This is a genomic window from Streptomyces sp. ME19-01-6 (assembly GCF_033793745.1).
GTDB lineage: Bacteria > Actinomycetota > Actinomycetes > Streptomycetales > Streptomycetaceae > Streptomyces.
Map to the genome: position 1 here is coordinate 22994 of NZ_JARAXF010000026.1, position 20580 is coordinate 43573.

Sequence of the window (20580 nt, forward strand, 5' to 3'; positions counted from 1 at the left end):
GCCGGGCCGAGGGGTCAGCCCTCCTCCGGCTCCAGGCGGAGCGAGACCGAGTTGATGCAGTAGCGCTGGTCGGTCGGGGTCGGGTAGCCCTCGCCCGCGAACACATGGCCGAGGTGGGAGCCGCAGCGGGCGCAGCGGACCTCGGTGCGGACCATGCCGAGCGAGCGGTCCTCGATCAGTTCGACGGCGGAGGTGTCGGCCGGGTCGTAGAAGGACGGCCAGCCGCAGTGGCTCTCGAACTTGGTCGCGGAGCGGAACAGCTCGGCCCCGCAGGCGCGGCAGGAGTAGACGCCGGCCGTCTTGGTGTCGGTGTACTCACCCGTGAAGGCGCGCTCGGTGCCGGCCTCGCGGAGGACGTGGTACTCCTGCGGGGTCAGCTCCGCGCGCCACTGGTCTTCCGGCTTGTCGATCTCGTACGGCATGGAATCTCCTAGCTCTCCGCGCTCTCGACGCTCCGCAGGCGGGCGAGGATCTCCGGACCGAGATCGGTGACGTCGCCCGCGCCCATGGTGAGAACAAGGTCACCGGGCTTGGCCATTCCGGCGATCAGCTCGGGGACCGCGGTCCGGTCGTGCTCGGCGGTGACGTCCGCGCCGCGGCGGGCGGCGGCGTCGATGATCAGGGCGCTGGTGATGCCGGGGACGGGGTCCTCACGGGCGGGGTAGATGTCCAGGACGACGCCGGCGTCGGCGAGGGCGAGCGCCTCGCCCATCTCGGCGCCCAGCTCGCGGGTGCGGCTGAAGAGGTGGGGCTGGAAGACGACCAGCACCCGGCCGTCGCCGGCGCCGCCGCGGATCGCCTCCAGGTCGGCGGAGATCTCGGTGGGGTGGTGTGCGTAGGAGTCGATGACCTGCACTCCGGCCGCGACGCCCTTGAGCTGGAGGCGGCGCTTGACGCCGGTGTACGAGCCGAGAGCGGGGGCCAGCTCGCGGGCGGGGACGCCGAGGGCCGCGCCGGCGGTCAGGGCGGCGACGGCGTTGAAGGCGTAGTGGCGGCCGGGGACGGAGACGGTGAAGGTCAGCTCGCCGCCGCCCGGGACGTCCGGGAGGAGGACGGTGACCTCGCTGGTCAGTCCCCGCTGGGCGATGTCCAGGACGCGCACGTCCGCGCCCGGGTCCTCGCCGTAGGTGAGCACCCGCAGGCCCTCGCGGCCGGTGACGCGGCCGGTCAGCTCGCGGGCGCCGGGGTGGTCGGCGGAGACGACCAGCGTGCCGCCGGGCCGGATCCGCTCCACGAAGGTCTGGAACGACTCGTGGATCTCGTCCATCGAGGCGTAGTTGGCGTGGTGGTCGAGCTCCACGTTGAGGATGATCGCGACCTCGGGCGCGTACTTGTGGAAGCTGCGGTCGCTCTCGTCGGCCTCGGCGACGAAGATGTCGCCGCCGCCGTGCCGGGCGTTCGAGCCGGGGGCGTCCAGGTCGCCGCCGATCGCGTACGACGGGTCGAGGCCGAGGGTGGTGAGGGAGACGGCCAGCATGGAGGTGGTGGTCGTCTTGCCGTGGGTGCCCGCGACCGCGATCGGGCGGGCGCCGTCCATCAGGCCGGCCAGCGCGTCGGAGCGGTGTATGACGGGGATGCCGCGCTCGGCGGCCGCGGCCAGCTCGGCGTTGTCGGCGCGGATCGCGCTGGAGACGACCACGCTGGTGGCGTCGGCCGCCAGATGCTCGGCGGCGTGGCCGATGTGCACCGTCACCCCGAGGGCGCGCAGCGCCTCGACGGTCGGGGAGTCCTTGGAGTCGCTGCCCGCGACCCGCGAGCCGCGCATGGCGAGGATCTTCGCGATGCCCGACATCCCGGCGCCGCCGATGCCGATGAAGTGCGGTCGGGCCATCGCGTCGGAGGCAAAGCCGGCCGGTGCCATGTGCGGGTCTCCCCTGGGTCGCGGTTCGTCGCTGTCGGCCCTGATTCTCGCACCCTGCGGGGGTGGGGTCGGCGAAGGCCCGTCCGGCGCACCGGCGGGGCGGATGAAGGGCGGGCCCGCCGCGTACGCACGGGCCCGCCGCGTACTCAGGCGCCTGTCGCCGGCTGTTCCTCGTCGGCCGCGTGCGAGAAGAGTTTGAGCACCGGGACGCCCACCTTGTGGCGCGCCCGCGACGCCCAGTCCCGGTGGAAGAACTCCTCCACGAAGTGCGGCGCGGTCAACACGATCACCTCGTCGGCGCCGGCCTGCTCGACCACCCCGCGCAGCGCGTCCAGCGGGTGGCGCTGGACGATCTCCCCGCGGGCCTCGCTGCCCGCGGCGCGCAGGGCGGCGAGGGAGTGGTTGAGGGCGCGCTCGGCGGGCTCCAGCGCCTCCTGCCCCTCGGGTTCCTCCCGTTCCTGGACGGCGTGCTCCAGATCGCCGAGCGCGATGTCGTCGATCGCGCGCAGCAGCCGGTCCTTGCTGCCCCGCGGCTGCATGAGCACGACGAAGGAGACCGGGTCGTCGCCGTGCAAGGTGGTGACGAATTCCACGTCGACGTGGCTCAGGGGCTTCTCGATCATCAATACGCTCGTGAACACAGCCGGCGCCCTCTCCTGCGGTTTATTCCGTATATTCCTTTTTTAACTAAAACCAATTATCGCCTTATTACCGCCTGCGACGGTAGCTGGTGAAAAGAAACCCAGCGTCCTCCAGGACGGAAAAGAGAGAGAACCGCTCCGGTTCCACCAGCACGTGGCCGTTGACGATCCGCGCCGCGTCGCCCGCCGCCACCAGCGGGGCCAGCGACAGACACAGCTCGTCCAGCACCCTGGCCGCCGCGAACTGCCCGAGCAGCTTCGGCCCGCCCTCCGACAGCAGCCGGGTCAGGCCGCGCTCGGCGAGCGCGGCCACCGCCCGCGCCGGATCCACCGCGGCCCCCTCCCCCGCCAGGACCACCTCGGCGCCCGCCTGCCGGGCCGCCGCCAAGCGGTCCGCGGGGGCCTGCGCGCCGGTGACCACGAGCGTGGGTACCAGCGGCTCGGTGAACAGGGGCAGCGCGAAGTCCAGGTCCAGGCTCGCGCTGACCACGGCGATCGCGGGCACCGGCGGGCGGCCCCGCGCCGCCCGCCGGGCGACGAACGCCTCGCGGGCGCGGGCCGGGCGGTAGCCCTCCCGGCGTACGGTCTCGGCGCCGACCACGACCGCGTCGGCCAGCCCCCGCAGCACCCCGAAGATCCGCATGTCGGCGGCGGAGGACAGCGGCTGCGACCGCCCGTCGTGATGGGCGGCCCCGTCCAGCGAGGACACCATGTTGGCCCGCAGCCAGACGCCCACGGGCCGGCCCGGGCCGGCCGGGAGGTCCGGGTAGGCGTACGCCTCGGCCAGCTCGTCCAGCCCCCACTCGCGGTCCTCCCACGAGGGCGGTCCGGCGGACGACTCGGCAGCCGCTTCGGCGGACGTTTCGACGGGCGGTTCGGCGGTCGGAGGGAACAGGCGTCGCATACGCCGCAGTGTGACATGCCTCCCTATCCGGCGGTGACCTTCCCCGAAGCGACTACGCTGGGAATTTGTGTCATCTCGAACCACCACGACCGACAGGCCCGCGGGTCCGATAGCCGACCAGGCCCCCGCCGCCCTCGCCTCCCGTACGCCGCACGTCCCCGCCGAGCGTCTGGTGGCGGAGATGGTCCCGCCACCGCGCTTCTCGACGGTGAGCTTCGACAACTACATCCCCGACCCGGGACAGCCCAGCCAGACCACGGCCGTCAAGGAGCTGGCGGCCTTCGCCACCTCCGTCAGCGGCGGCCCGGGGGCGGCGGAGCCCCGCCGCAAGAGCTGGTTCCGCCGGGAGTCCAGGCCCGCCGCGCCGCGCGGCCCGCGCGGGATGTATCTGGACGGCGGCTACGGCGTCGGCAAGACCCATCTGCTGGCCTCCCTCTGGCACGCCACCGCGGCCCCGCCCGAGCGCAAGGCGTTCGGCACCTTCGTCGAGCTGACCAACCTGGTCGGCGCCCTCGGCTTCCAGCAGACCGTGCAGACCCTCAGCGGCCACCGGCTGCTGTGCATCGACGAGTTCGAGCTGGACGACCCGGGCGACACGGTGCTGGTCTCCACACTGCTCGGCAAGCTCGTCGACGCGGGCGTGGCGCTCGCCGCCACCTCCAACACGCTCCCCGGCAAGCTCGGCGAGGGCCGGTTCGCCGCGGCCGACTTCCTGCGCGAGATCCAGGGCCTGTCCGCCCGCTTCCGGACGCTGCGCATCGACGGCGAGGACTACCGCCACCGCGGCCTGCCCAAGGCCACCTCCCCGTACTCGGACGAGGCCGTCACCCGCGCCGCGCACCGCACGCCCGGCGCCTCGCTCGACGACTTCCCCACCCTCCTCGACCACCTCTCCCGCGTCCACCCGAGCCGCTACGGCGCGATGTGCGACGGGATCGAGGCGGTGTGCCTGACCGGGGTCGAGTCGGTGCCCGACCAGTCGACCGCGCTGCGGCTGGTGGTGCTGGCCGACCGGCTCTACGACCGTGAGGTGCCGGTGCTGGCGTCCGGGGTGCCGTTCGACCGTCTTTTCAGCGAGGAGATGCTCGAGGGCGGCTACCGGAAGAAGTACTTCCGGGCGATATCACGGCTCACGGCGCTCGCGCGGGACGCGAAGCGGCTGGTGCCCTCGCCCCCGGCCGGGGGCACCTCCCAGCGGTAGCTGGGGGAGAACCGAGCCACAAAAGAAGCGCGACGCGCAGCCGTGACCGTTGATCGGATGGTTCCCGCGCGCGAATCCGCGTGATACACACGTGCGGTCACATTTCCTGTCCGCCAGCAGGGAGTTACCGCATGTCAGTAACGCGACGTCAGGTCCTGGCCCGCAGCGGCGCCGCCGGGGCCGCCATCGCCTTCGCAGGCAACATCTCCGAACTCTTCGCCGGTACGGCCGCGGCCGCCGAGCCCGGCCAGGAGGCCGCCGCCGGCTCCGGCGGCTACGGCCCCCTCGTCCCCGACCCCGACGGCCTGCTCGACCTCCCCAAGGGCTTCCGCTACCAGGTTCTCTCCCGCGAGGGCGACGAGCTGCGCTCCGGCGAGGGCAAGGTCCCCAGCCACCACGACGGCATGGCCGCCTTCCCCGGCCGGACCGGCGCCCGGGCCCGCACCCACCTGGTCCGCAACCACGAGAACCGCCCCACCGCGGCGATCCGCGTCCCCGCCGTCCAGGGCATCACCTACGACCCCATGGGCATGGGCGGCTGTACGGCCCTCGAACTCGACGCCGGCAACCGCGTCCTCGCCGAACACGTCGCCATCGCGGGCACCGCCGTCAACTGCGCCGGCGGCCCCACCCCCTGGAACACCTGGCTGACCTGCGAGGAGACCGAGGACAAGGCCGGCACCAACGGCTACACCAAAGACCACGGCTTCATCTTCGAGGTCGACCCGTACGACCCGCGCCGCACCGGCGCCGTACCGCTGACCGCCATGGGGCGCTTCCAGCACGAGGCCATCGCGATCGACCCGCGTAACGGAGTCGTCTACGAGACCGAGGACGCCTTCGAGAAGCCCTTCGGCCTCTTCTACCGCTTCCTGCCGCGCAAGCCGCTCGGCGGCACCGGGTCGCTGCGCGCGGGCGGCGAGCTGTACGCGATGCGCGTGCCCGGCGTACGGGATCTGTCGGCCGTCCAGGAGACCGGCACGTCCTTCCGCGACATCGAATGGGTGCCGGTCCCCGACCCGCTCGCCAAACAGACCCCCGTCCGGTTCCAGGACTTCGGCCCCAAGGGCATCACCCACGCGCAGAAACTCGAGGGCTGCTACTGGGGCGGCACGTCCGTCTACTTCGTCTCCAGCTTCGCCAAGAGCGCGGACGGCTCGGCCGCCGACCACTACGGGCAGATCTGGCGGTACGACCCGGAGCAGCGCCGCCTCACCCTCGTGATCGTCTTCGGCCCGAGCACGGACGTCCAGCTGCCCGGCGAGTCACCGGACAACATCACGCTCGCGCCCAGCGGCGGCCTGATGGTCTGCGAGGACGGCAACGGCGCGCAGCACGTCTTCGGGCTGACCAGGCGCGGGGAGGTCTATCCGATGGCGCGCGGACGCCAAAACCTTGGCACACCTGAGGAGCCCGAGTGGGGTGAGTTCGCGGGGGTGACCTTCGCGCCGGACCGGCGCACGATGTACGTGAACTGCTACACCCCGGGCACGACCTTCGCGGTGACCGGGCCCTGGCGCCACTGAGCCCCCGGGCCGCGACGCGGGGTGCTCGGTCGGCTCGCCGCACAGCACGCAGTCGCGTCACGACCGCCGTGAGCTGAGTGCACAGGCCAGCGCGGTCGCCCCGGCGGCGACCGCGCCGGTCATGGCGAGCGGCAGCAGGGGCAGCGTCACGGTGCCGGTGTGCGAGCCGCTGACCAGGTCGGACACGGCCGCGTTCGCGGGCGACGCCGAGACCACCAGCACCAGCAGCGAGGCGACCGCCGTGGCCTGGATGCCCCAGCCGGTGCTGAGCAGCAGCGGACGGCTGAACAACGCGCCGACCGCCGTGCCCAGCAGGGCGCAGCTGAGAGCCGCGAGCAGCCCCGCGCACGTCGCGTCCAAGCGTGAGATGTCGATCCGCTGGTCGGAGGTCTTCGGATCGCTGATCAAGGCGATGAACAGCGCCCCCACGACGCCGAGCCCGGCCGCCGCGGACAGCCCGGTGAACACGGAGCTGAGGTGGACCCGGGCGGGGCTGGTCGCCGCGGCGGCGCAGTTGCGCGCCGCGGGCGGCTCGTTGCTGACGCACACGCGCACCAGCCACGCCGCGATGGGCAGCAGGGCGGCCGCGGCGTAGCCGAGAGAGTCGAGGATCGGCTGGCCCGCCATGACGCCGATGCCCATGAACGCGCCGTAGAGAACGACCGGCGGCACCCAGCGCTGCGAGCGGGCCAGGAGCGCGGCCTGGTAGCGCAGCAGAGCGGGCAACGCACGGCCGGCCGCCTCGGTCCGCCGCGCGCGGCCCGCCGTCTCGGCCCCGTCCGACGGCGGTAGGGGCGCGGGCCCCGAGCCGGGTCCCCGCCCACCTCGCCCCTCCGACCCGCCACCGGCCGCCCGGCCCGGGGCGCTCACCGGGGCCCGCTCCTCCTCGGCCGCCACGGCCGCCACGGGCGTCACCGCGCGGATGTGCCACGGCGGACGGGCGGTGAGCAGCGCGCGCAGCAGGGCGTCCGAGTGGGCGACGGCGACCGTCAGCCGGACGGCACAGGCACCGCCGCCCCGTCCCGGCTCGCCGACCGGACCACCCGGCAGGCCATCCGGCAGCCCGGCCCCCGGCGGGCCCTCGGCCTCCACGCACACACGCGCCTCGGCCGCGCTCGCCTGTCCGCGCGGCGGTGCGGACCGCGAGTCCGCGAGGGGCCGAGGGACCGGGGCATCCGGCAGGACGCCCGGGACCCGACCCGTCCCGTACTCCCCCGCCCCATACGAAGCGGCAGCCCCCGGCCCAACCTCCGAGCCCTCCACCAGCGCGAACCCGGGCTCCCCGAACAAACTCCCCGCGCCCGGGCCTCGGCCCGGGGCGTCGGGCGGGCCGGAACCGTTCCGCTCCGGCACGAGCCGTGTGTCCGTGACGCGGAGGACCTCGTCGGCGGTGGTGGCCAGGCGGCGGGGGTCGTGGTCGACGTAGACGACCGTGGCGCCGGCGCTGACGCGGGAGATGACTGCCTGGTCGAGCGTGGCGCGGGCGGCCTGGTCGAGGCCGGTCCAGGCCTCGTCGAGGACGAGAAGGTCGGGGGCGGCCAGGAGGGCCTGGGCGACGGCGACCTTTTGGCTGGTGCCCTTGGACAGCTCGGCGAGCGGGGTGCGGGCGTGTCCGGCCGCGTCGAAGCGCTCCAGCCACTCCTCGGCACCGCGCACCGCCGCGGCACGGCCCAGGCCGTGGAGGCGGCCGAGGTGGGTGAGGTAGCCGAGGGCGGTGAAGGGCAGGTCCGCGGGGAAGCGCTCGGGAACGTACGCGGTGCGCGGCCGGGCGGTGATCCGGCCGGTGGTGGGGGCGTCGATGCCGGCGAGGAGCCGCAGGAAGGTGGACTTGCCGCTGCCGTTGCTCCCCATCACCCGGATCAGCGAGCCCGGCCGCACCTCGAGGTCCACGCCACGCAGCACCCAAGCCCCGCGCAGGCCGTAGCGACGGCCAACTCCATACAGTCTCATGACCATTGAGCCTATGCGGCCGAGCCTGTCCGTTCCGGCACTCGGAGACCGACCATGGCCGCGGGGCGGGTCATGACCTGCTGGAGCTCGGAGCTGTGCCGGTAGCTGGCCGCGGTGGCGCGCCGCCGCCACAGCGCACAGCCCAGCACCTCACCCGACCCGTCCCCCTCCGTCGCCAGGGCGAACGGCGCGTCCCCGGTCCGTACGGCGGCCAGCGCCCCGTCGAGCCAGGCGTCGGTCTCCGCCCGGTCCGGCGGCGCGAGACAGCCGATGGCCCCGCCGGTCTCGGTGACGGCGTGGACCATCCGGTGGGTCCTGGGACGCAGCGCCTCCTCCGACGTGGTCGGCCGGACCAGCTCGACCGGGTTGGTCATGCATGTGCTCGTTGTGCGCGTGCCAGCCGTTAATACGGTGGGTAAACATGAGTAAGGGGTGTGTCCGAGAAAAGAACCCGCGTGGGCACGGCGAAGTGCACCATGTCCATTTCCGGAGGAAGCAAGTACGACAGCCGGACTGGAAGGGGCCTGCCGGATGAATGGGGAATGTCGACGATTTTGCTGCCGGAGGGCATGTCCGCCCCGTGCACGATGTAGTCCTCCATCCAATCTCCCGGTCCGTAGATGCGGGTCGGTTCTATGGGCTGCCCGCTGATGATGTCATTCACCTGCCAAGCCGCCAGGGGCTCGTCCACCGGCGCGTACACAGCGACGCGCGTGCCCGGCGGCACGTGGAACCCCGGGTGATGGGGTAGATCGAGGTAGCCAACCTCACCGGAGATGACGGTCGCGCCGTCCGGGCGTGGTCCCGGACTTTCGCCGGTCCGCCCGATGGCCTCGTAGGGGGACAGCCCCAGCGGGTCGCTCCAGGCGTGGGGATTGGGGACGTAGGCAACCGGGTTGGGAGCGGGGGCCAGGCCGAGAGGGTCAGGGGTGAGGTAGCGGGCGGTGGCCGGGTCGTAGTAGCGGTGGTGGTTGTAGTGGAGGCCACTCTCGGAGTCGAAGTACTGGCCGGGAAAGCGCAGGGGGGTGTGCGTCGGCCTGGTGCGGTCTTCTGTGGTGGTGCCCCACAAGGCGGTACGGGTCTGCCAGGCGATGTCGCCGGTCTCGTCAATGAGTTCGGTGGGGGTGCCGACGACGTCGGTGACGATGGCGAAGAAGCGGCGGTCGGTCTCGCGCTGGGTGGTGGGGTCGGTGATGCGCTCGGTCTGGGTCAGCGGGCGGAAGCCGTCGTGTTCCCAGGTGAGGGTGGTCGGGTCGGGGAGGTCGGGGGTGGTGGTGGTCTGTTCGACGAGGGTGGTGCCGCCCCAGGTGAAGTCAACCTGTTCGAGGACCGTTTCGCCGTCGTCGGCGAGGCGTTGTTTGGCGCTGCGGCGGCCCAGGGGGTCGTAGAGGTAGCGCCAAGTGGTGCCGTCGGGGGTGGTGACGGTGGTGAGGCGGTCCTCGGCGTCCCAGTTGTAGCGCCAGGTGTCGGGTTTGGCTGACAGGCGGGTCTTCTGGCGGAGGGTGAGGCGGCCGGCGGTGTCGTGTTCGTAGCGGACGCGTCCGGCGCGGGTGATGCGGGTGCCGGTGTACGTGCGGGGGCCGGTGGCGTCCTGGGTGGGGTGGTGGGTGGGCCAGGTGGCGTGGGTCTGGTTGCCCGCCTCGTCGTAGGCGTAAGTCTCGGTCCAGCCCTCGGCGCGGACGGTGGTGACCCGGCCCGCGCCGTCCAGGTCGAAGGCGCGGGGTCCGCGCAACTGGTCGTCGACGGCGGTCAGGTGGCCATCGGGGCGGTAGGTGTAGGCACGGTGCTGGAGGGCTCCGCCCCCCGGGCCGGTCAGGGTCTGCTCGGACAGCCTTCCGGCCGGATCCCAGATCTGCGCGAGAGACGCGGTAGGCCCAAGTCGGCGGGCGGTCTCCTGGCCCACCGCGTCATACGTGAAGTCCAGGGTCTGGCCGCAGGTGGTCAGCGTGGTGCGCCGGCCCGCCGCGTCATACACGAACGTGGACTTCGCGCCGGAGGGGGTGGTGCGCCGCGCAGGGCGGCCCAAGGCGTCGTAGGCATGGGTCAGCACCCGGCCGCCGACAACTTCCGCGACCACCCGGCCCATCCGATCCCGCCGGTACGTCAGCACCGTGTCAGGGCCGACGGCCTCCGTCAGCCGCCCGGCGGCGTCGTAGATGAAGGTGGTGATTTGGGCGTCGGCGTCCTTGCGGACCATCCGGCCGCAGACGTCGTGTTCCAGGCGGGTGATGATACCCAGCGGGTCTGTGCGGGACACCAGTTGGCCCGCCGCATCGTACGCGTAGGTGATGGTACGGCCGTCGAAGTCCGTCTCGCTGAGTGTACGGCCGGTCGGGTCGTAGGTGTAGCTCCAGGTCTGGCCCTGGGCGTTGGCGACTTTGGTGAGGCGCAGCCGCGCGTCGTATGTGAACTCGTGGCGGGCCCCGTCCGGGCCGGTCTGGGCGGCCAGCAGATCGAAGTGGGTGTACTCATACGTGGTCAGGCCGCCGCCTGCGTCCACGTAGGTGGTGCGGTTACCTTCGCCGTCGTAGGTCCAGGTCTGCTGGGTGCCGTCCGGGGCGGTGCGTCGCAGCGGTTTGCCCTCGATGGTCCACTCGATGTGGGTGGTGGCGCCGAGGGGGTCGGTGATGGCGGTGGGGCGGCCGAAGGGGTCGCGGTGGTAGGTGGTGGCCGCGCCCAGCGGATCGGTGATCTCGACGGGGAGACCGGCCGCGTCGCAGCGCACGTGGGTGGTGTCGCCGAGCGCGTTGGTGACCGAGGCCAGATGGCCGTGGTCGTCGTAGGTGTAGTAAGTGGTGCGGCCCAACGGGTCGGTGGTGGAGGTGTGGTTGCCCCGCTCGTCGTGCACGTAGTGCCAGGTGGCCCCGTCCGGGTGGGTGACCTCCGTCGGGAGGCCCAGGGCGTTGTACGTGGCGGTTCGCCGGGTGCCGTCGGGGGCAGTTACCGCGCGCGGGCGGCCGGTCGCGTCGTAGGTGTAGCCGGTGGTGCGGCCGAGCGCGTCCGTGCGGGACAGGACTCGGCCGTAGCGGTCGCGCCGGATACGGGTGGTGTGGCCGAGCGGGTCGGTCACGGCGACCACCTGGCAGCGGTCGTTGACCAGGTACCGGGTGGCGTGGCCCTCGGGCGTGATGACGGTGGTGACCCGGTGGCCGGTCCGCTCATCCGGGGGGCCGTAGTCGATGCGCAGGGCGATATGACCCTCGGTGCCGCCCTCGGCGATGCACCGGTCACGGTTGTCGTAGACGTAGTCGTAGCGCCGGTCGTTGGTGTCGATCCAGGCGATGATCCGTCGCTCGGCGTCGTACTCGAACCGCAGCGGCAGCCCGGAGGAGTTGGTGACGTCGGTGAGGTTGCCGCCGGTGTAGCCGTAATGGATCAGCTCCTGGTCGGTGCCGTCCGGTGCTGCGCCCGCCAGGCGCAGGGCGGTGATGCGGCCCTCGTCAGTGGTGATCTTGAGGTGGTAGCCACCGCTGTGGACGATTCCCGTCGGGGCGCCCTGCGCGTCGTACTCGAAGGTCAGCCGGTGGCCGTTGCGGTCGCTGATCTCCGCCAGCAGCGCCTCGCCGTCGCCCCCGCCCTCCGGGCCGGTGAAGTACCAGGTGCGGCCGGTGTCCGGATCGCTGAGCGTGTAATCCCCCTCCACCGTCCGCTCCAGGAGCCGTCGAGGGCCGAGTTCGGGCAGCGTCGGCACCCCGGGCGCCGGGTGCGGGTACGACAGCAGCAGCCCGTCGTCGGCGACGAACACCACACCCCGCGCACCGATCTCCAGCCGCTGATCGGCCGTACTCGACCACGTCGGCCCGAACCACCGACCCGCCCGATACCCCGACTCCGCCCGCCGCACGAACACCAGCGGCAACGCCCCCGGCAACACCACATCCCGCTGCGGCAGATACATCCGCCCCGAAGCCAAGTCCACCGGATCCGTCCCCCCGGCCGTTTTCGCCAGGTCCGGCGTGGCGTGCGGCGCCGCGCCGTCCTTGACCAGCGTCTGCAGGGCGGGGCGCTCGGCCCGGGCCAGGGTCGCCGGCAGCCGCTCGGCGGCCGTGATGGCCGCCTTCGCCCCGCCAAGACCCTTGGTCCCGATCAACTCCGGTACCAGACGGCCCACCCCCTCGGAGGGATCCTTCTCGAAGGCGTCCCACATGCCCTTGACCGCCGCACCCGGGTCATTGGACAGCCGCACCAGACCCGCGTCGGTGTTGTTGAGATTGGTGACGTGCTCGGCGGGATGGGTGATGTTGTACACGTCCAGCGGATTCACCTGCCGGACGAAGTTGAGCAGCCCCGCCGTCCCCTTCACCACACCACCGAAGAAATGGCTGGTGTCCAGTGCCATCCCCTGGAGCCCGTCCCCCACCTGCTGCGCGTACGACGGCTTCTTCGGCGCGGCGTCCCGCGCCGCCTCCACCGCCGCCTTCGCCACCCCATGCGCCTCACTCCGCTGCCGCCGCGCCTCCCGCAACAACTCCTCAGCGGCCTCGACGTCAGCAGCACCCGGATCGTGGAACGCACCCGGCTTGTCCGGCAGGCTCGACGGATCACGCTTGCCGGCGGGCAGCGCGTTGTACGCGTCCGCCGCCTTGTTGTACGCCGACACCTTGTCGTTATGCGCCGAACGGGCATCGTCCGACGCCTTCTTCCCCTTCTTGTAGCGCCGGATCGCCTCCTCCGCCTGACCCTGCGCCCACTCCACCGTCCCCGCGAACCGCTCCAGCGCCCCCGACGCCTTCTCACACGCGTCCGCCGCCGTGAACCACTTCTTCGGCTCGACCGACACGCTCTCCCGGAAGGCATCCGCCGCCTTCCCCTTCAACGACCGCGACCCCAGCCCTTGCAGCCCCTTGCCCACATTGTTGAACGCCGTCTTGAAATCGGTGAGATGGCCGGCCGTTGAGCGCAGCTTGGACGGACTGCCGTGGATCAGCTTCTTGGGGTCCTCACTCTCCCCCAGCTGCATCTCCTCGACATCCGCCCCCAGCGCGTTCGCCGCCGAATCGGACTTGTCCCGGACCCAGTCCGCGCCACTCTCCCAGCCGAAGTCATCCAGCCAGTCGCCCGCCCAGTGACCCGCGCCGCCAATGGCCGTCCCGACGTCCTCGGCCAGGCCCTCGGCCCGCTCTTCAAGACCATCCGGAATGAAGTCACCCATGCTCACGCTACCCCCGTGCAACGGTCGCAGCGGCCTGTCGTCCGGCCGCTGATCGGCACCCTACCCGCCAACCGGAATGCGGGGCGCCGGGGCCTGACGATGGGTACTTTCAGCGCATTCCCAGCACTTCGGCGGGGCGACTCCTTCGGGACACGCCCGGTCTGCACCCTGTTCTCCCGCCCGCTGCGAGCGGGCCAGCAGCACGGCCTGGTAGCGCAGCAGAGCGGGCAGCGCGCGCCCGGCCGCCTCGGCCCCGTCCGACGGCGGTAGGGGCGCGGGCCCCGAGCCGGGTCCCCGCCCACCTCGCCCCTCCGACCCGCCATCGGCCGCCCGGTCCGGGACGTTCCCCGGGGCCCGCTTCTCCTCGGCCGCCACGGCCGCCACGGGCGTCACCGCGCGGATGTGCCACGGCGGGGCGGTGAGGAGCGCGCGCAGCAGCGCGTCGGAGTGCGCGACGGCGACCGTCAGCCGGACGGCACAGGCGCCGCCGCCCCGTCCCGGCTCGCCGACCGGGGCACCCGGCAGGTCATCCGGCACCGAGGCCCCGGGCGGGCCCTCGACCTCCACGCACCCGCGCGCCTCGGCCGCGGAGATGCTCTGCTCCGCCGCGAGCCCGGGCTCACGCCGGCCGACGGCCCCCGGACCGGGACATCCGGCAGAACACCCGGGGCCTGGCCCGGCCCGAACTCTCCCGACCCGTACGAGTCGGCGGCCACCGGCGCGAGCCCAGGCTGCCCTGATCCGCACGGGTCAGGGGCCGGCCGGCCATCCCGCGGCAGCGCGCTCCCCGGGCGCCGGCGTGGGGCGTCGGCGGGACCGGAACCGTTCCGCTCCGGCACGAGCCGTGTGTCCGTGACGCGGAGGACCTCGTCGGCGGTGGTGGCCAGGCGGCGGGGGTCGTGGTCGACGTAGACGACCGCGGCGCCGGCGCTGACGCGGGAGATGACCGCCTGGTCGAGCGCGGCGCGGGCGGCCTGGTCGAGGCCGGTCCAGGCCGCGGCGCGGCCGAGGCCGTGGAGGCGGCCGAGGTGGGTGAGGTAGCCGAGGGCGGTGAAGGGCAGGTCCCCGGGGAAGCGCTCGGGGACGTACGCGGTGCGCGGCCGGGCGGTGATCCGGCCGGTGGTGGGGGCGTCGATGCCGGCGAGGAGCCGCAGGAGGGTGGACTTGCCGCTGCCGTTGCCCCCCATCACCCGGATGAGCGAGCCCGGCCGCACCTCGAGGCCGACGCCACGCAGCACCCAAGCCCCGCGCAGGCCGTAGCGGCGGCCAACCCCATACAGTCGTATGACGGTTGAGCCTATGCGGCCCGAGGCCGTTCCGGGGCACGGGTGGCGCGGGTGGCAGACTGGGGCGCGTGACCAGCTCCGAGACCCGTCCAGACGCCCCCGTCGGCTCCGGCGACCGCGTCCGTACCAGTCCGTTCCGGCACTCGGAGACCGACCGGGACGCCGCGCCGCAGTTTGTGCTGCCCTTGGTGGTGCACATCGAGAAGGCCGCTCCGCCCGCCCGTACGGACGCCCTGGAGACGGCGGCGCGCGCCGTGCTCGTCCTGTTGTCGGACCAGCGGGCGACGGCGGCGGACGGCGAGTGGGCCGAGGCGGTACGGAGCTGGCAGGACGCCCGGATCCGGAAGGTCGTGCGGCGGGCGCGGGGCGCGGAGTGGCGGCGGGCCGAGGCGCTGCCGGGGATCACGCTCGGCGGCCCGGCGGCCGTGGACGGCGGGCCGTCGGCGGCGGAGGTGCGGGTGTTCCCTCCGGTGCCGCTCGACGGCTGGCCGAAGGACCTGGCCAAGCTGCAGGTCTCGGGCACCGACCTGGACGACCCCGAGCCGCCGCCCGTGCCGGACCCCGCCGGGCCGGTGCTGTGGCTGAACCCGGAGGTCACCATGTCGGCGGGCAAGGCGATGGCGCAGGCCGGGCACGGCGCGCAGCTCGCGTGGTGGGAGCTGGACGACGCGGCGCGCGCGGCCTGGCGCGCGGCGGGGTTCCCGCTGTCGGTGCGCACCCCGTCGGCGGAGCACTGGGCCCGGCTGGTCGCCGGCGGCCTGCCGGTGGTGCGCGACGCGGGGTACACCGAGATCGCCCCCGGGCCAACTCTTGCAGTCGAGGGGGGCACCCAGTTCTGCCGCCTCCCCCGCGAACGACGGTCGTAACTTGGCTACTCCGGCGACCTGCGCAGGCCGAACACCGCCGCGCCGTCCGCGCCTCGGAGGCGGCCGTTGCCGACGGACCCGGTGCCCTCCGCGGGCTCAGCCCGGTGCCGGAAGGTAACGCACGCACCACCCGGGCCGGCCCACGTCATACCAGGCCGATGTGCTGGGCGATGTCCTCGGCGCGGCGCAGGTGGTCGTGGGCGGCCTCGCCCAGAGCCTCCACCACTCCGGCCACGACCGTCTCGATGACCGCAAGGGTCGGCACCAGGCTGTCGTAGGGGGAGGGCGCCGTCACCCGGCAGGGCAGCGTGACGTCGGCCGGGCCGGCCACCGGGGAGAGCCAAGTGTCCGTGAAGAGCAGGACCTTCCCGCCTCGCGCCCTGGAATGTTCGGCCATCGCGACCTTGTCCGCCTCATAGCGCCGGTAGTCGAAGAGCACAAGGAGGTCACGGCGGCCGAGCGAGGCCAGGGCAGCGGTGCGTTCCACGCTGCGGTCGGGCAGGAACCGCACGCCCTCCCGCAGCTGCATCAGGTGCAGTCCGAGGTAGTGCGCGAGCAGGTGTGTGAAACGGCCTCCGGCGAGCGTGACGCGGAGTCTGGCGTCGGCGAGCAGGCGGACGGCCTGGTCGAGGTCATGCGGCGGGAGCTCCGCCAGCGTCTTGGCCACCTCGCTCGGGAAGATCCTCCCCACCCGGTCGAGCAGGCTTCCCTGGTCGGTTCCCTCCTCCACGGGACGGCCGTAAGCGGGAGCGTCGTACAGGGACAACGGCGAGGCGTTGCGCTCCTGCAGCTCCGCACGCAGCGCCGCCTGGAAGTCGGGGAAGCCGCGGAAGCCGAAGCGGGAGACGAACCGCAGTACGGTGGGGGCGCTGACCTGCGCGCGCTCCGCGATGGCGGCCACGGTCTCGAAGCCGGCGGACGGGTAGGCGGCCAGCAGTACGCGCCCGACCTTGCGTTCGGCCGGACTCAGTTCGCCGAGCTTGTGGCGGATCTCGTCCGCCAGAACGCCAGTGGCCATCCTGTCAGTCTTCCTTCCCGCGGCGTTCGGACTGGTGGAGCGCGGTCGACGTCGGACGAGCTTAACCCGTGGCCGGTGCGCTGATCAGGGAGGTCGGCGCACCGGCGTACTGGCCGGCACCACCGCCGCCGGCTCACACGAGCCGCGTGCATCGCAGAGCACCGGGCACCGGCCGTCAGGTGCGGCCGTCGCCCACCACCGCGATGAGCGAGGCGAGGAGGGCCACGCGCCGGTGCACAGAGCTCAGGTCGAGCCACTCCTCGGGGGAGTGGTCAGCGCCGCCGACAGGGCCCAGCCCGTCGAGCACGGGTATGCCCGCGCCCGCGATGAGGTTCGCGTCGCCGACGCCGCCCGTGGCGGTGGCACGGACGGACAGGCCGAGTTCGGTCCCCAGCTCGCACGCCGTGGCCAGCAGCCGGCGGGCGGCGGGAGTGTGCTCCATGGGGGGACAGAAGTCCAGCTGCTCGACGTGCGCGCTGGTGCCGGCCACACCCGGCTGTGATGCCGCGGTCTCGATGGCGTCACGTGCGGCATCGATGCCCGACGCGGTGGCCGAGCGGACCTCCACGCGCAGCTCCGCCTCCGGGCAGACGATGTTGGCCCGGGTGCCTGCTCGCACCACCCCCACGTTGACCGTGACCCCGTCCCATCGGCCGTTGAGGCCCTGCAACGCAACGACCAGGTGGGCCGCGGCCAAGGCGGCGTTGGCTCCACGTTCCGGTTCGATGCCGGCGTGTGCGGCCCGGCCGGTGACGGTGACGCGGAAGTCCGCGACGCCCTTGCGGGCGCACACCAGGTCTCCGTTCTCCCGCGCACACTCCAGAGCGAGGGCGACATCGCTCTTCCGGGCGATCCGCTCGGTCACCGGACGGCTGGCCGGAGATCCGATCTCCTCGTCCGGCGTGGCCAGGAACACCAGCTCCCGGTAGGCGTCCACGCCCGCCTCGGCGAGCACGTCGAGCGCGGTGAGACCGGCGAGCAGCCCACCCTTGTCGTCGCACACCCCGGGACCGTGAGCGAGTCCGGCGCGGATGGTGAACGGCCGCAGCGCGGCGGTGCCATCCTCGAAGACGGTGTCCATGTGAGCCGCCAGCAGCACCCGGCGCCCGCCCTGCGCGGCGGACAGGGCACCCGCCTTGCGGGCCACGAGCACGTCACCGACGCGCTGCCCGTCGGCGGTCGCGGGCAGCGCGACCCGCTCCACGGTGAAGCCCAGAGTCGTGAGCCGGTCGCCCACCCAGTCCGCGACCCTGTTGACCCCGGCGGGACTGTTGGAGCCGGAGTCGATGCCCACCAGTTCGGCCAGGTCGTTGACGAAGCCGGGTTCCCGATCGCCCGCCAGCGCCAGCAGGGCGGCGGCGGGCGGGCGCCGGCGTACCTCGGCGGTCACAGGACTTTGGACAGGAACACGCGGGTGCGCTCGTGTTCGGGGTCGACCAGTACCTTGGCGGGCCTGCCCGCCTCCACCACGGTGCCGCCGTCCATGAAGACGGCCGTGTCGGCCACTTCCCGGGCGAAGCCGATTTCGTGGGTCACCACCACCATGGTCATCCCGTCGTCCGCGAGTTGTCGCATCACCTCCAGCACGTCGCCGACCAGTTCCGGGTCGAGCGCGGAGGTGGGTTCGTCGAAGAGCATCAGCTTCGGCTTCATCGCCAGGGCGCGTGCGATGGCCACACGTTGCTGCTGGCCGCCCGACAGCTGGGCCGGATAGTGGTCGGCCCGGTCCCTCAGCGCCACCCGGTCGAGCAGTCTGACCGCTTCCTCTCGGGCGGTGGCGCGGCTGACGCCCGCCACCCTGATCGGGGCTTCGACGATGTTCTCCAGTGCCGTCATATGGGGGAAGAGGTTGAAACGCTGGAAGACCATGCCGATGTCGCGTCGGCGCTCGGCGACCTCGCGCTCGCGCAATTCATGCAGCCGGTTGCCGTCCTGGCGGTAGCCGACCAGCTGCCCGTCGACGGACAGGCGTCCGCCGTCGACTTTCTCCAGATGGTTGATGCAGCGCAGAAACGTCGACTTGCCGGAGCCCGAGGGGCCGAGCAAGCAGCACACCTGTCCGCGCTCCACGGTCAGATCGATGCCCTGGAGCACCTGCAGCCGGCCGAAGTGCTTGCGCACGCCCTCGGCGTGAACCATCGGGACGCTCATCGGCGCCCCTCCTTCCTGCGGAGGGCTGCGGCGGCCCCCAGGAACATGCGCTGCAGGGGCGAGGTGGGGCCGGCTCCGGCGCTGCCGCGGCCGTAGCGCCTCTCCAGCCAGGCCTGCGGGACGCTCAGTACGGTCACCAGGGCCAGGTACCAGATGCTCGCCACCACCAGCAGGGGAATGACCTGGTAGTTCTGTGCGTAGACGTCCTGAATGTTGGACATCAGGTCGTGGGCGGCGATCACCGACACGAGGGCGGTCATCTTGAGCATGTTGATGGTCTCGTTGCCCATCGGCGGGACGATGACCCGCATCGCCTGCGGGAGCACGATGCGGCGCATGGTCATGGCCGGTCGCATGCCCAGCGAGTGCGCGGCCTCGGCCTGTCCGGCGTCGACGGACTGGATGCCGGCGCGGATGATCTCACTGGCGTAGGCCGCCTCGTTGAGTCCCAGGGCGAGCAGGGCCGCGACCGAGGGTGTGAGCAGGGAGTTGGTGTCGGCCCGGAAGAAGGTGATGTCGGTGAAGGGGATGCCGATCAACACGTACTTGTAGAGGGCTGCGGCGTAACCCCAGAAGATGATCTGCACGAGCAGTGGGGTGCCGCGGAAGAACCACACGAACAGGGAGGACAGCCCGTAGAGCACCGGGTTGGCCGACAGACGCATGACGGCGATCAGGGTGCCCAGTCCGAGACCGAGCACCATGGCGGCGGCCGTCAACCACAGGGTGGTTCCCAGGCCGTCGAAGATCAGGCCTGCGAAGAGGTAGTGGCCTACCACGTCCCAGTGGACGTTGGCGTTCCGGGCGAGGGAGCCGATCAGTCCGGCCAGGGCCGCGGTCGCGGCGACGGCGGCCGCCCAGCGGCCGTAGTGGCGGATGGGGACGACCTCGAGATCCTGTGCCGCGGGCTGTTCGGCCGCCGCGTGCGGCAGCGGCTGGGTGCTGGTCTGCATCAGTCCACCGCCGCGTTCCGGGTGGCCTTGTCAACCGCGATCGAGCCGACGCCGTACCTGTCGCAGATCTTGGTGAGCGTGCCGTCGTCGATGAGTGCCTGCAGGGCCTTTTGGATCGCACCGGTCAGCTCGGGCAACCGCTTGCTGACCGCGATGCCGTTGGGCGAGGGGTTGTAGCCGCCGGGGGCCTTGGGGTCCTCGACGAGGTCGAAGGCCTTGCCGCCGTCGGCGGTCCTGGCGGTCCAGCCCGCAGCCGGCTGGGTCAGCACGTCGGCGACGACCTTGCCGGACCTGAGAGCCAGCTGGGCGTCGGAGTCCTTGGGGAAGGTCTGGATGTCGGCCTTGCCTCGGCCGGACCTGGCACACGTCGCCTGGTGGGCGGTGAGGAGCTTGAGTTGGTTGGTCGCGGCCTGGACGGCGATCTTGCGCCCGCACAGGTCGTCCAGCGTGGTGATCTTCTCCGGGTTTCCGTCGGCGACCATGATGCCGGAGCCGGAATGGGTGTAGTCGACGAAGTCAACGACCTGCTGCCGTGCCTTGTTGTCCGTCATCGCGGACATGGCAACGTCGAATTTGCCCGCCTGCAGGGCCGGCACGATGCCGTCGAACTTCTGCGCCGAGAAGGTGAAGCGAACGCCGAGCTTGGCGCCGAGCGCCTGCCCGAGGTCGTAGTCCAGGCCCGTCATCGTAGTGCTGCCGGCGGCGGTGTACATCTCGAAGGGCGGGTAGGGGATGTCGGTCGCCACACGGACGATGCCCGACTTCTTGACGGCGTCCGGCAGGAGCTTGTGGAGCGCGGCGTCCTGCTGGACGACCTTGCCGGCGATGGTGAACTTTCCACCGGCGGCCGCCTGCGTGCCGCCGTCGTCGTTGCTGCCGGAGCAGGCGGACAGGGTGAGCAGCGCGGTCGCGCAGGACATGGCCGCCACGATGATGCGGCGGTTCGAGGAGGTCAGCTTCACGGTCAGGTCCTTCTCGACGGTCTGGCGGGCGACGGCGCGGGCGGCCGTCGAATGACTGGGACATTACATCTGTGCCGATGGGATGCCTAGATGTATCACCCGTTACATT

The 20580-nt window shown here is 72.3% G+C and carries 16 protein-coding genes and 1 pseudogene; 3 read left to right on the forward strand and 14 right to left on the reverse strand.

The annotated features are described in order from the left end of the window. Nucleotides 1–14 precede the first annotated feature (14 nt). The 4 genes from msrB to PV419_RS38670 form a co-directional block, all read right to left on the reverse strand. Nucleotides 15–422 (reverse strand): peptide-methionine (R)-S-oxide reductase MsrB, encoded by a 408-nt coding sequence (gene msrB, locus PV419_RS38655; protein ID WP_319697041.1) that lies wholly within the window; start codon nucleotides 420–422, stop codon nucleotides 15–17. A gap of 8 nt (nucleotides 423–430) precedes the next feature. Beyond that, nucleotides 431–1861 carry a UDP-N-acetylmuramate--L-alanine ligase gene (murC, locus tag PV419_RS38660; RefSeq protein WP_319697043.1) on the reverse strand — a complete coding sequence of 477 codons (1431 nt, stop codon included), beginning with the start codon at nucleotides 1859–1861 and terminating at the stop codon, nucleotides 431–433. Between the two features lie 146 nt (nucleotides 1862–2007). After that, nucleotides 2008–2484, reverse strand: coding sequence for an indole-3-glycerol phosphate synthase (locus PV419_RS38665; RefSeq protein ID WP_319697045.1), 477 nt, complete (start codon nucleotides 2482–2484; stop codon nucleotides 2008–2010). 85 nt (nucleotides 2485–2569) lie between these two features. Beyond that, a complete protein-coding gene (locus PV419_RS38670; RefSeq protein ID WP_319697047.1) occupies nucleotides 2570–3406 on the reverse strand; it encodes a pyrimidine reductase family protein in 837 nt (278 codons plus the stop codon). Between the two features lie 67 nt (nucleotides 3407–3473). Here PV419_RS38670 and zapE point away from each other — a divergent pair, with 67 nt between their 5' ends. Continuing rightward, entirely contained in the window at nucleotides 3474–4607 is a 1134-nt protein-coding gene (zapE, locus tag PV419_RS38675; RefSeq protein WP_319697049.1) for a cell division protein ZapE, read from the forward strand. Nucleotides 4608–4738: 131 nt separating this feature from the next. Next, a complete protein-coding gene (locus PV419_RS38680; RefSeq protein ID WP_319697051.1) occupies nucleotides 4739–6133 on the forward strand; it encodes a PhoX family protein in 1395 nt (464 codons plus the stop codon). 900 nt (nucleotides 6134–7033) lie between these two features. Here PV419_RS38680 and PV419_RS53520 read toward each other — a convergent pair. The 5 genes and pseudogenes from PV419_RS53520 to PV419_RS38705 form a co-directional block, all read right to left on the reverse strand. Beyond that, nucleotides 7034–8083, reverse strand: a pseudogene (locus PV419_RS53520) (ATP-binding cassette domain-containing protein); the annotation flags it as partial. Between the two features lie 11 nt (nucleotides 8084–8094). Further along, nucleotides 8095–8457 carry a hypothetical protein gene (locus tag PV419_RS38690; protein ID WP_319697054.1) on the reverse strand — a complete coding sequence of 121 codons (363 nt, stop codon included), beginning with the start codon at nucleotides 8455–8457 and terminating at the stop codon, nucleotides 8095–8097. A gap of 29 nt (nucleotides 8458–8486) precedes the next feature. Then, complete coding sequence (locus PV419_RS38695; RefSeq protein ID WP_319697055.1) at nucleotides 8487–13235, reverse strand: putative T7SS-secreted protein; 4749 nt, start codon at nucleotides 13233–13235, stop codon at nucleotides 8487–8489. A 60-nt stretch (nucleotides 13236–13295) separates the two neighbouring features. Next, nucleotides 13296–13772, reverse strand: coding sequence for a hypothetical protein (locus tag PV419_RS38700; RefSeq protein WP_319697056.1), 477 nt, complete (start codon nucleotides 13770–13772; stop codon nucleotides 13296–13298). Beyond that, complete coding sequence (locus tag PV419_RS38705) at nucleotides 13700–14521, reverse strand: ATP-binding cassette domain-containing protein (RefSeq protein WP_319697174.1); 822 nt, start codon at nucleotides 14519–14521, stop codon at nucleotides 13700–13702. The genes PV419_RS38700 and PV419_RS38705 overlap by 73 nt, the downstream gene beginning before the upstream one ends. 68 nt (nucleotides 14522–14589) lie before the next feature. Here PV419_RS38705 and PV419_RS38710 point away from each other — a divergent pair, with 68 nt between their 5' ends. After that, nucleotides 14590–15387 (forward strand): peptidyl-tRNA hydrolase, encoded by a 798-nt coding sequence (locus tag PV419_RS38710; RefSeq protein WP_319697057.1) that lies wholly within the window; start codon nucleotides 14590–14592, stop codon nucleotides 15385–15387. A 145-nt stretch (nucleotides 15388–15532) separates the two neighbouring features. Here the strand turns inward: PV419_RS38710 and PV419_RS38715 are convergent, their stop codons facing one another. The 5 genes from PV419_RS38715 to PV419_RS38735 all read right to left on the reverse strand — a co-directional run bounded on the left by PV419_RS38715 (nucleotide 15533) and on the right by PV419_RS38735 (nucleotide 20471). Continuing rightward, on the reverse strand, nucleotides 15533–16405 hold the full coding sequence (locus PV419_RS38715; RefSeq protein WP_319697058.1) for a MurR/RpiR family transcriptional regulator: 873 nt from the start codon (nucleotides 16403–16405) through the stop codon (nucleotides 15533–15535). A gap of 175 nt (nucleotides 16406–16580) precedes the next feature. Then, nucleotides 16581–17795 (reverse strand): M20 family metallopeptidase, encoded by a 1215-nt coding sequence (locus tag PV419_RS38720; RefSeq protein WP_319697059.1) that lies wholly within the window; start codon nucleotides 17793–17795, stop codon nucleotides 16581–16583. Beyond that, nucleotides 17792–18556, reverse strand: a complete 765-nt coding sequence (locus PV419_RS38725; RefSeq protein WP_319697061.1) for an amino acid ABC transporter ATP-binding protein — start codon at nucleotides 18554–18556, stop codon at nucleotides 17792–17794. Before PV419_RS38725 ends, PV419_RS38720 begins: the two co-directional genes overlap by 4 nt. Then, entirely contained in the window at nucleotides 18553–19509 is a 957-nt protein-coding gene (locus tag PV419_RS38730; protein ID WP_319697062.1) for an amino acid ABC transporter permease, read from the reverse strand. Before PV419_RS38730 ends, PV419_RS38725 begins: the two co-directional genes overlap by 4 nt. Continuing rightward, the gene (locus PV419_RS38735) at nucleotides 19509–20471 is read right to left on the reverse strand and encodes an ABC transporter substrate-binding protein (RefSeq protein ID WP_319697064.1); all 963 of its coding nucleotides are present in this window, start codon (nucleotides 20469–20471) and stop codon (nucleotides 19509–19511) included. Before PV419_RS38735 ends, PV419_RS38730 begins: the two co-directional genes overlap by 1 nt. Nucleotides 20472–20580: the final 109 nt, after the last annotated feature.

Excerpts from the sequence above, each read along its gene's own strand:
- msrB (WP_319697041.1), bottom strand. The coding sequence starts at position 422 with ATGCCGTACGAGATCGACAAGCCGGAAGACCAGTGGCGCGCGGAGCTG.
- murC (WP_319697043.1), bottom strand. The coding sequence starts at position 1,861 with ATGGCACCGGCCGGCTTTGCCTCCGACGCGATGGCCCGACCGCACTTC.
- PV419_RS38665 (WP_319697045.1), bottom strand. The coding sequence starts at position 2,484 with ATGATCGAGAAGCCCCTGAGCCACGTCGACGTGGAATTCGTCACCACC.
- PV419_RS38670 (WP_319697047.1), bottom strand. The coding sequence starts at position 3,406 with ATGCGACGCCTGTTCCCTCCGACCGCCGAACCGCCCGTCGAAACGTCC.
- PV419_RS38680 (WP_319697051.1), top strand. The coding sequence starts at position 4,739 with ATGTCAGTAACGCGACGTCAGGTCCTGGCCCGCAGCGGCGCCGCCGGG.
- PV419_RS38690 (WP_319697054.1), bottom strand. The coding sequence starts at position 8,457 with ATGACCAACCCGGTCGAGCTGGTCCGGCCGACCACGTCGGAGGAGGCG.
- PV419_RS38695 (WP_319697055.1), bottom strand. The coding sequence starts at position 13,235 with ATGGGTGACTTCATTCCGGATGGTCTTGAAGAGCGGGCCGAGGGCCTG.
- PV419_RS38715 (WP_319697058.1), bottom strand. The coding sequence starts at position 16,405 with ATGGCCACTGGCGTTCTGGCGGACGAGATCCGCCACAAGCTCGGCGAA.
- PV419_RS38725 (WP_319697061.1), bottom strand. The coding sequence starts at position 18,556 with ATGAGCGTCCCGATGGTTCACGCCGAGGGCGTGCGCAAGCACTTCGGC.
- PV419_RS38730 (WP_319697062.1), bottom strand. The coding sequence starts at position 19,509 with ATGCAGACCAGCACCCAGCCGCTGCCGCACGCGGCGGCCGAACAGCCC.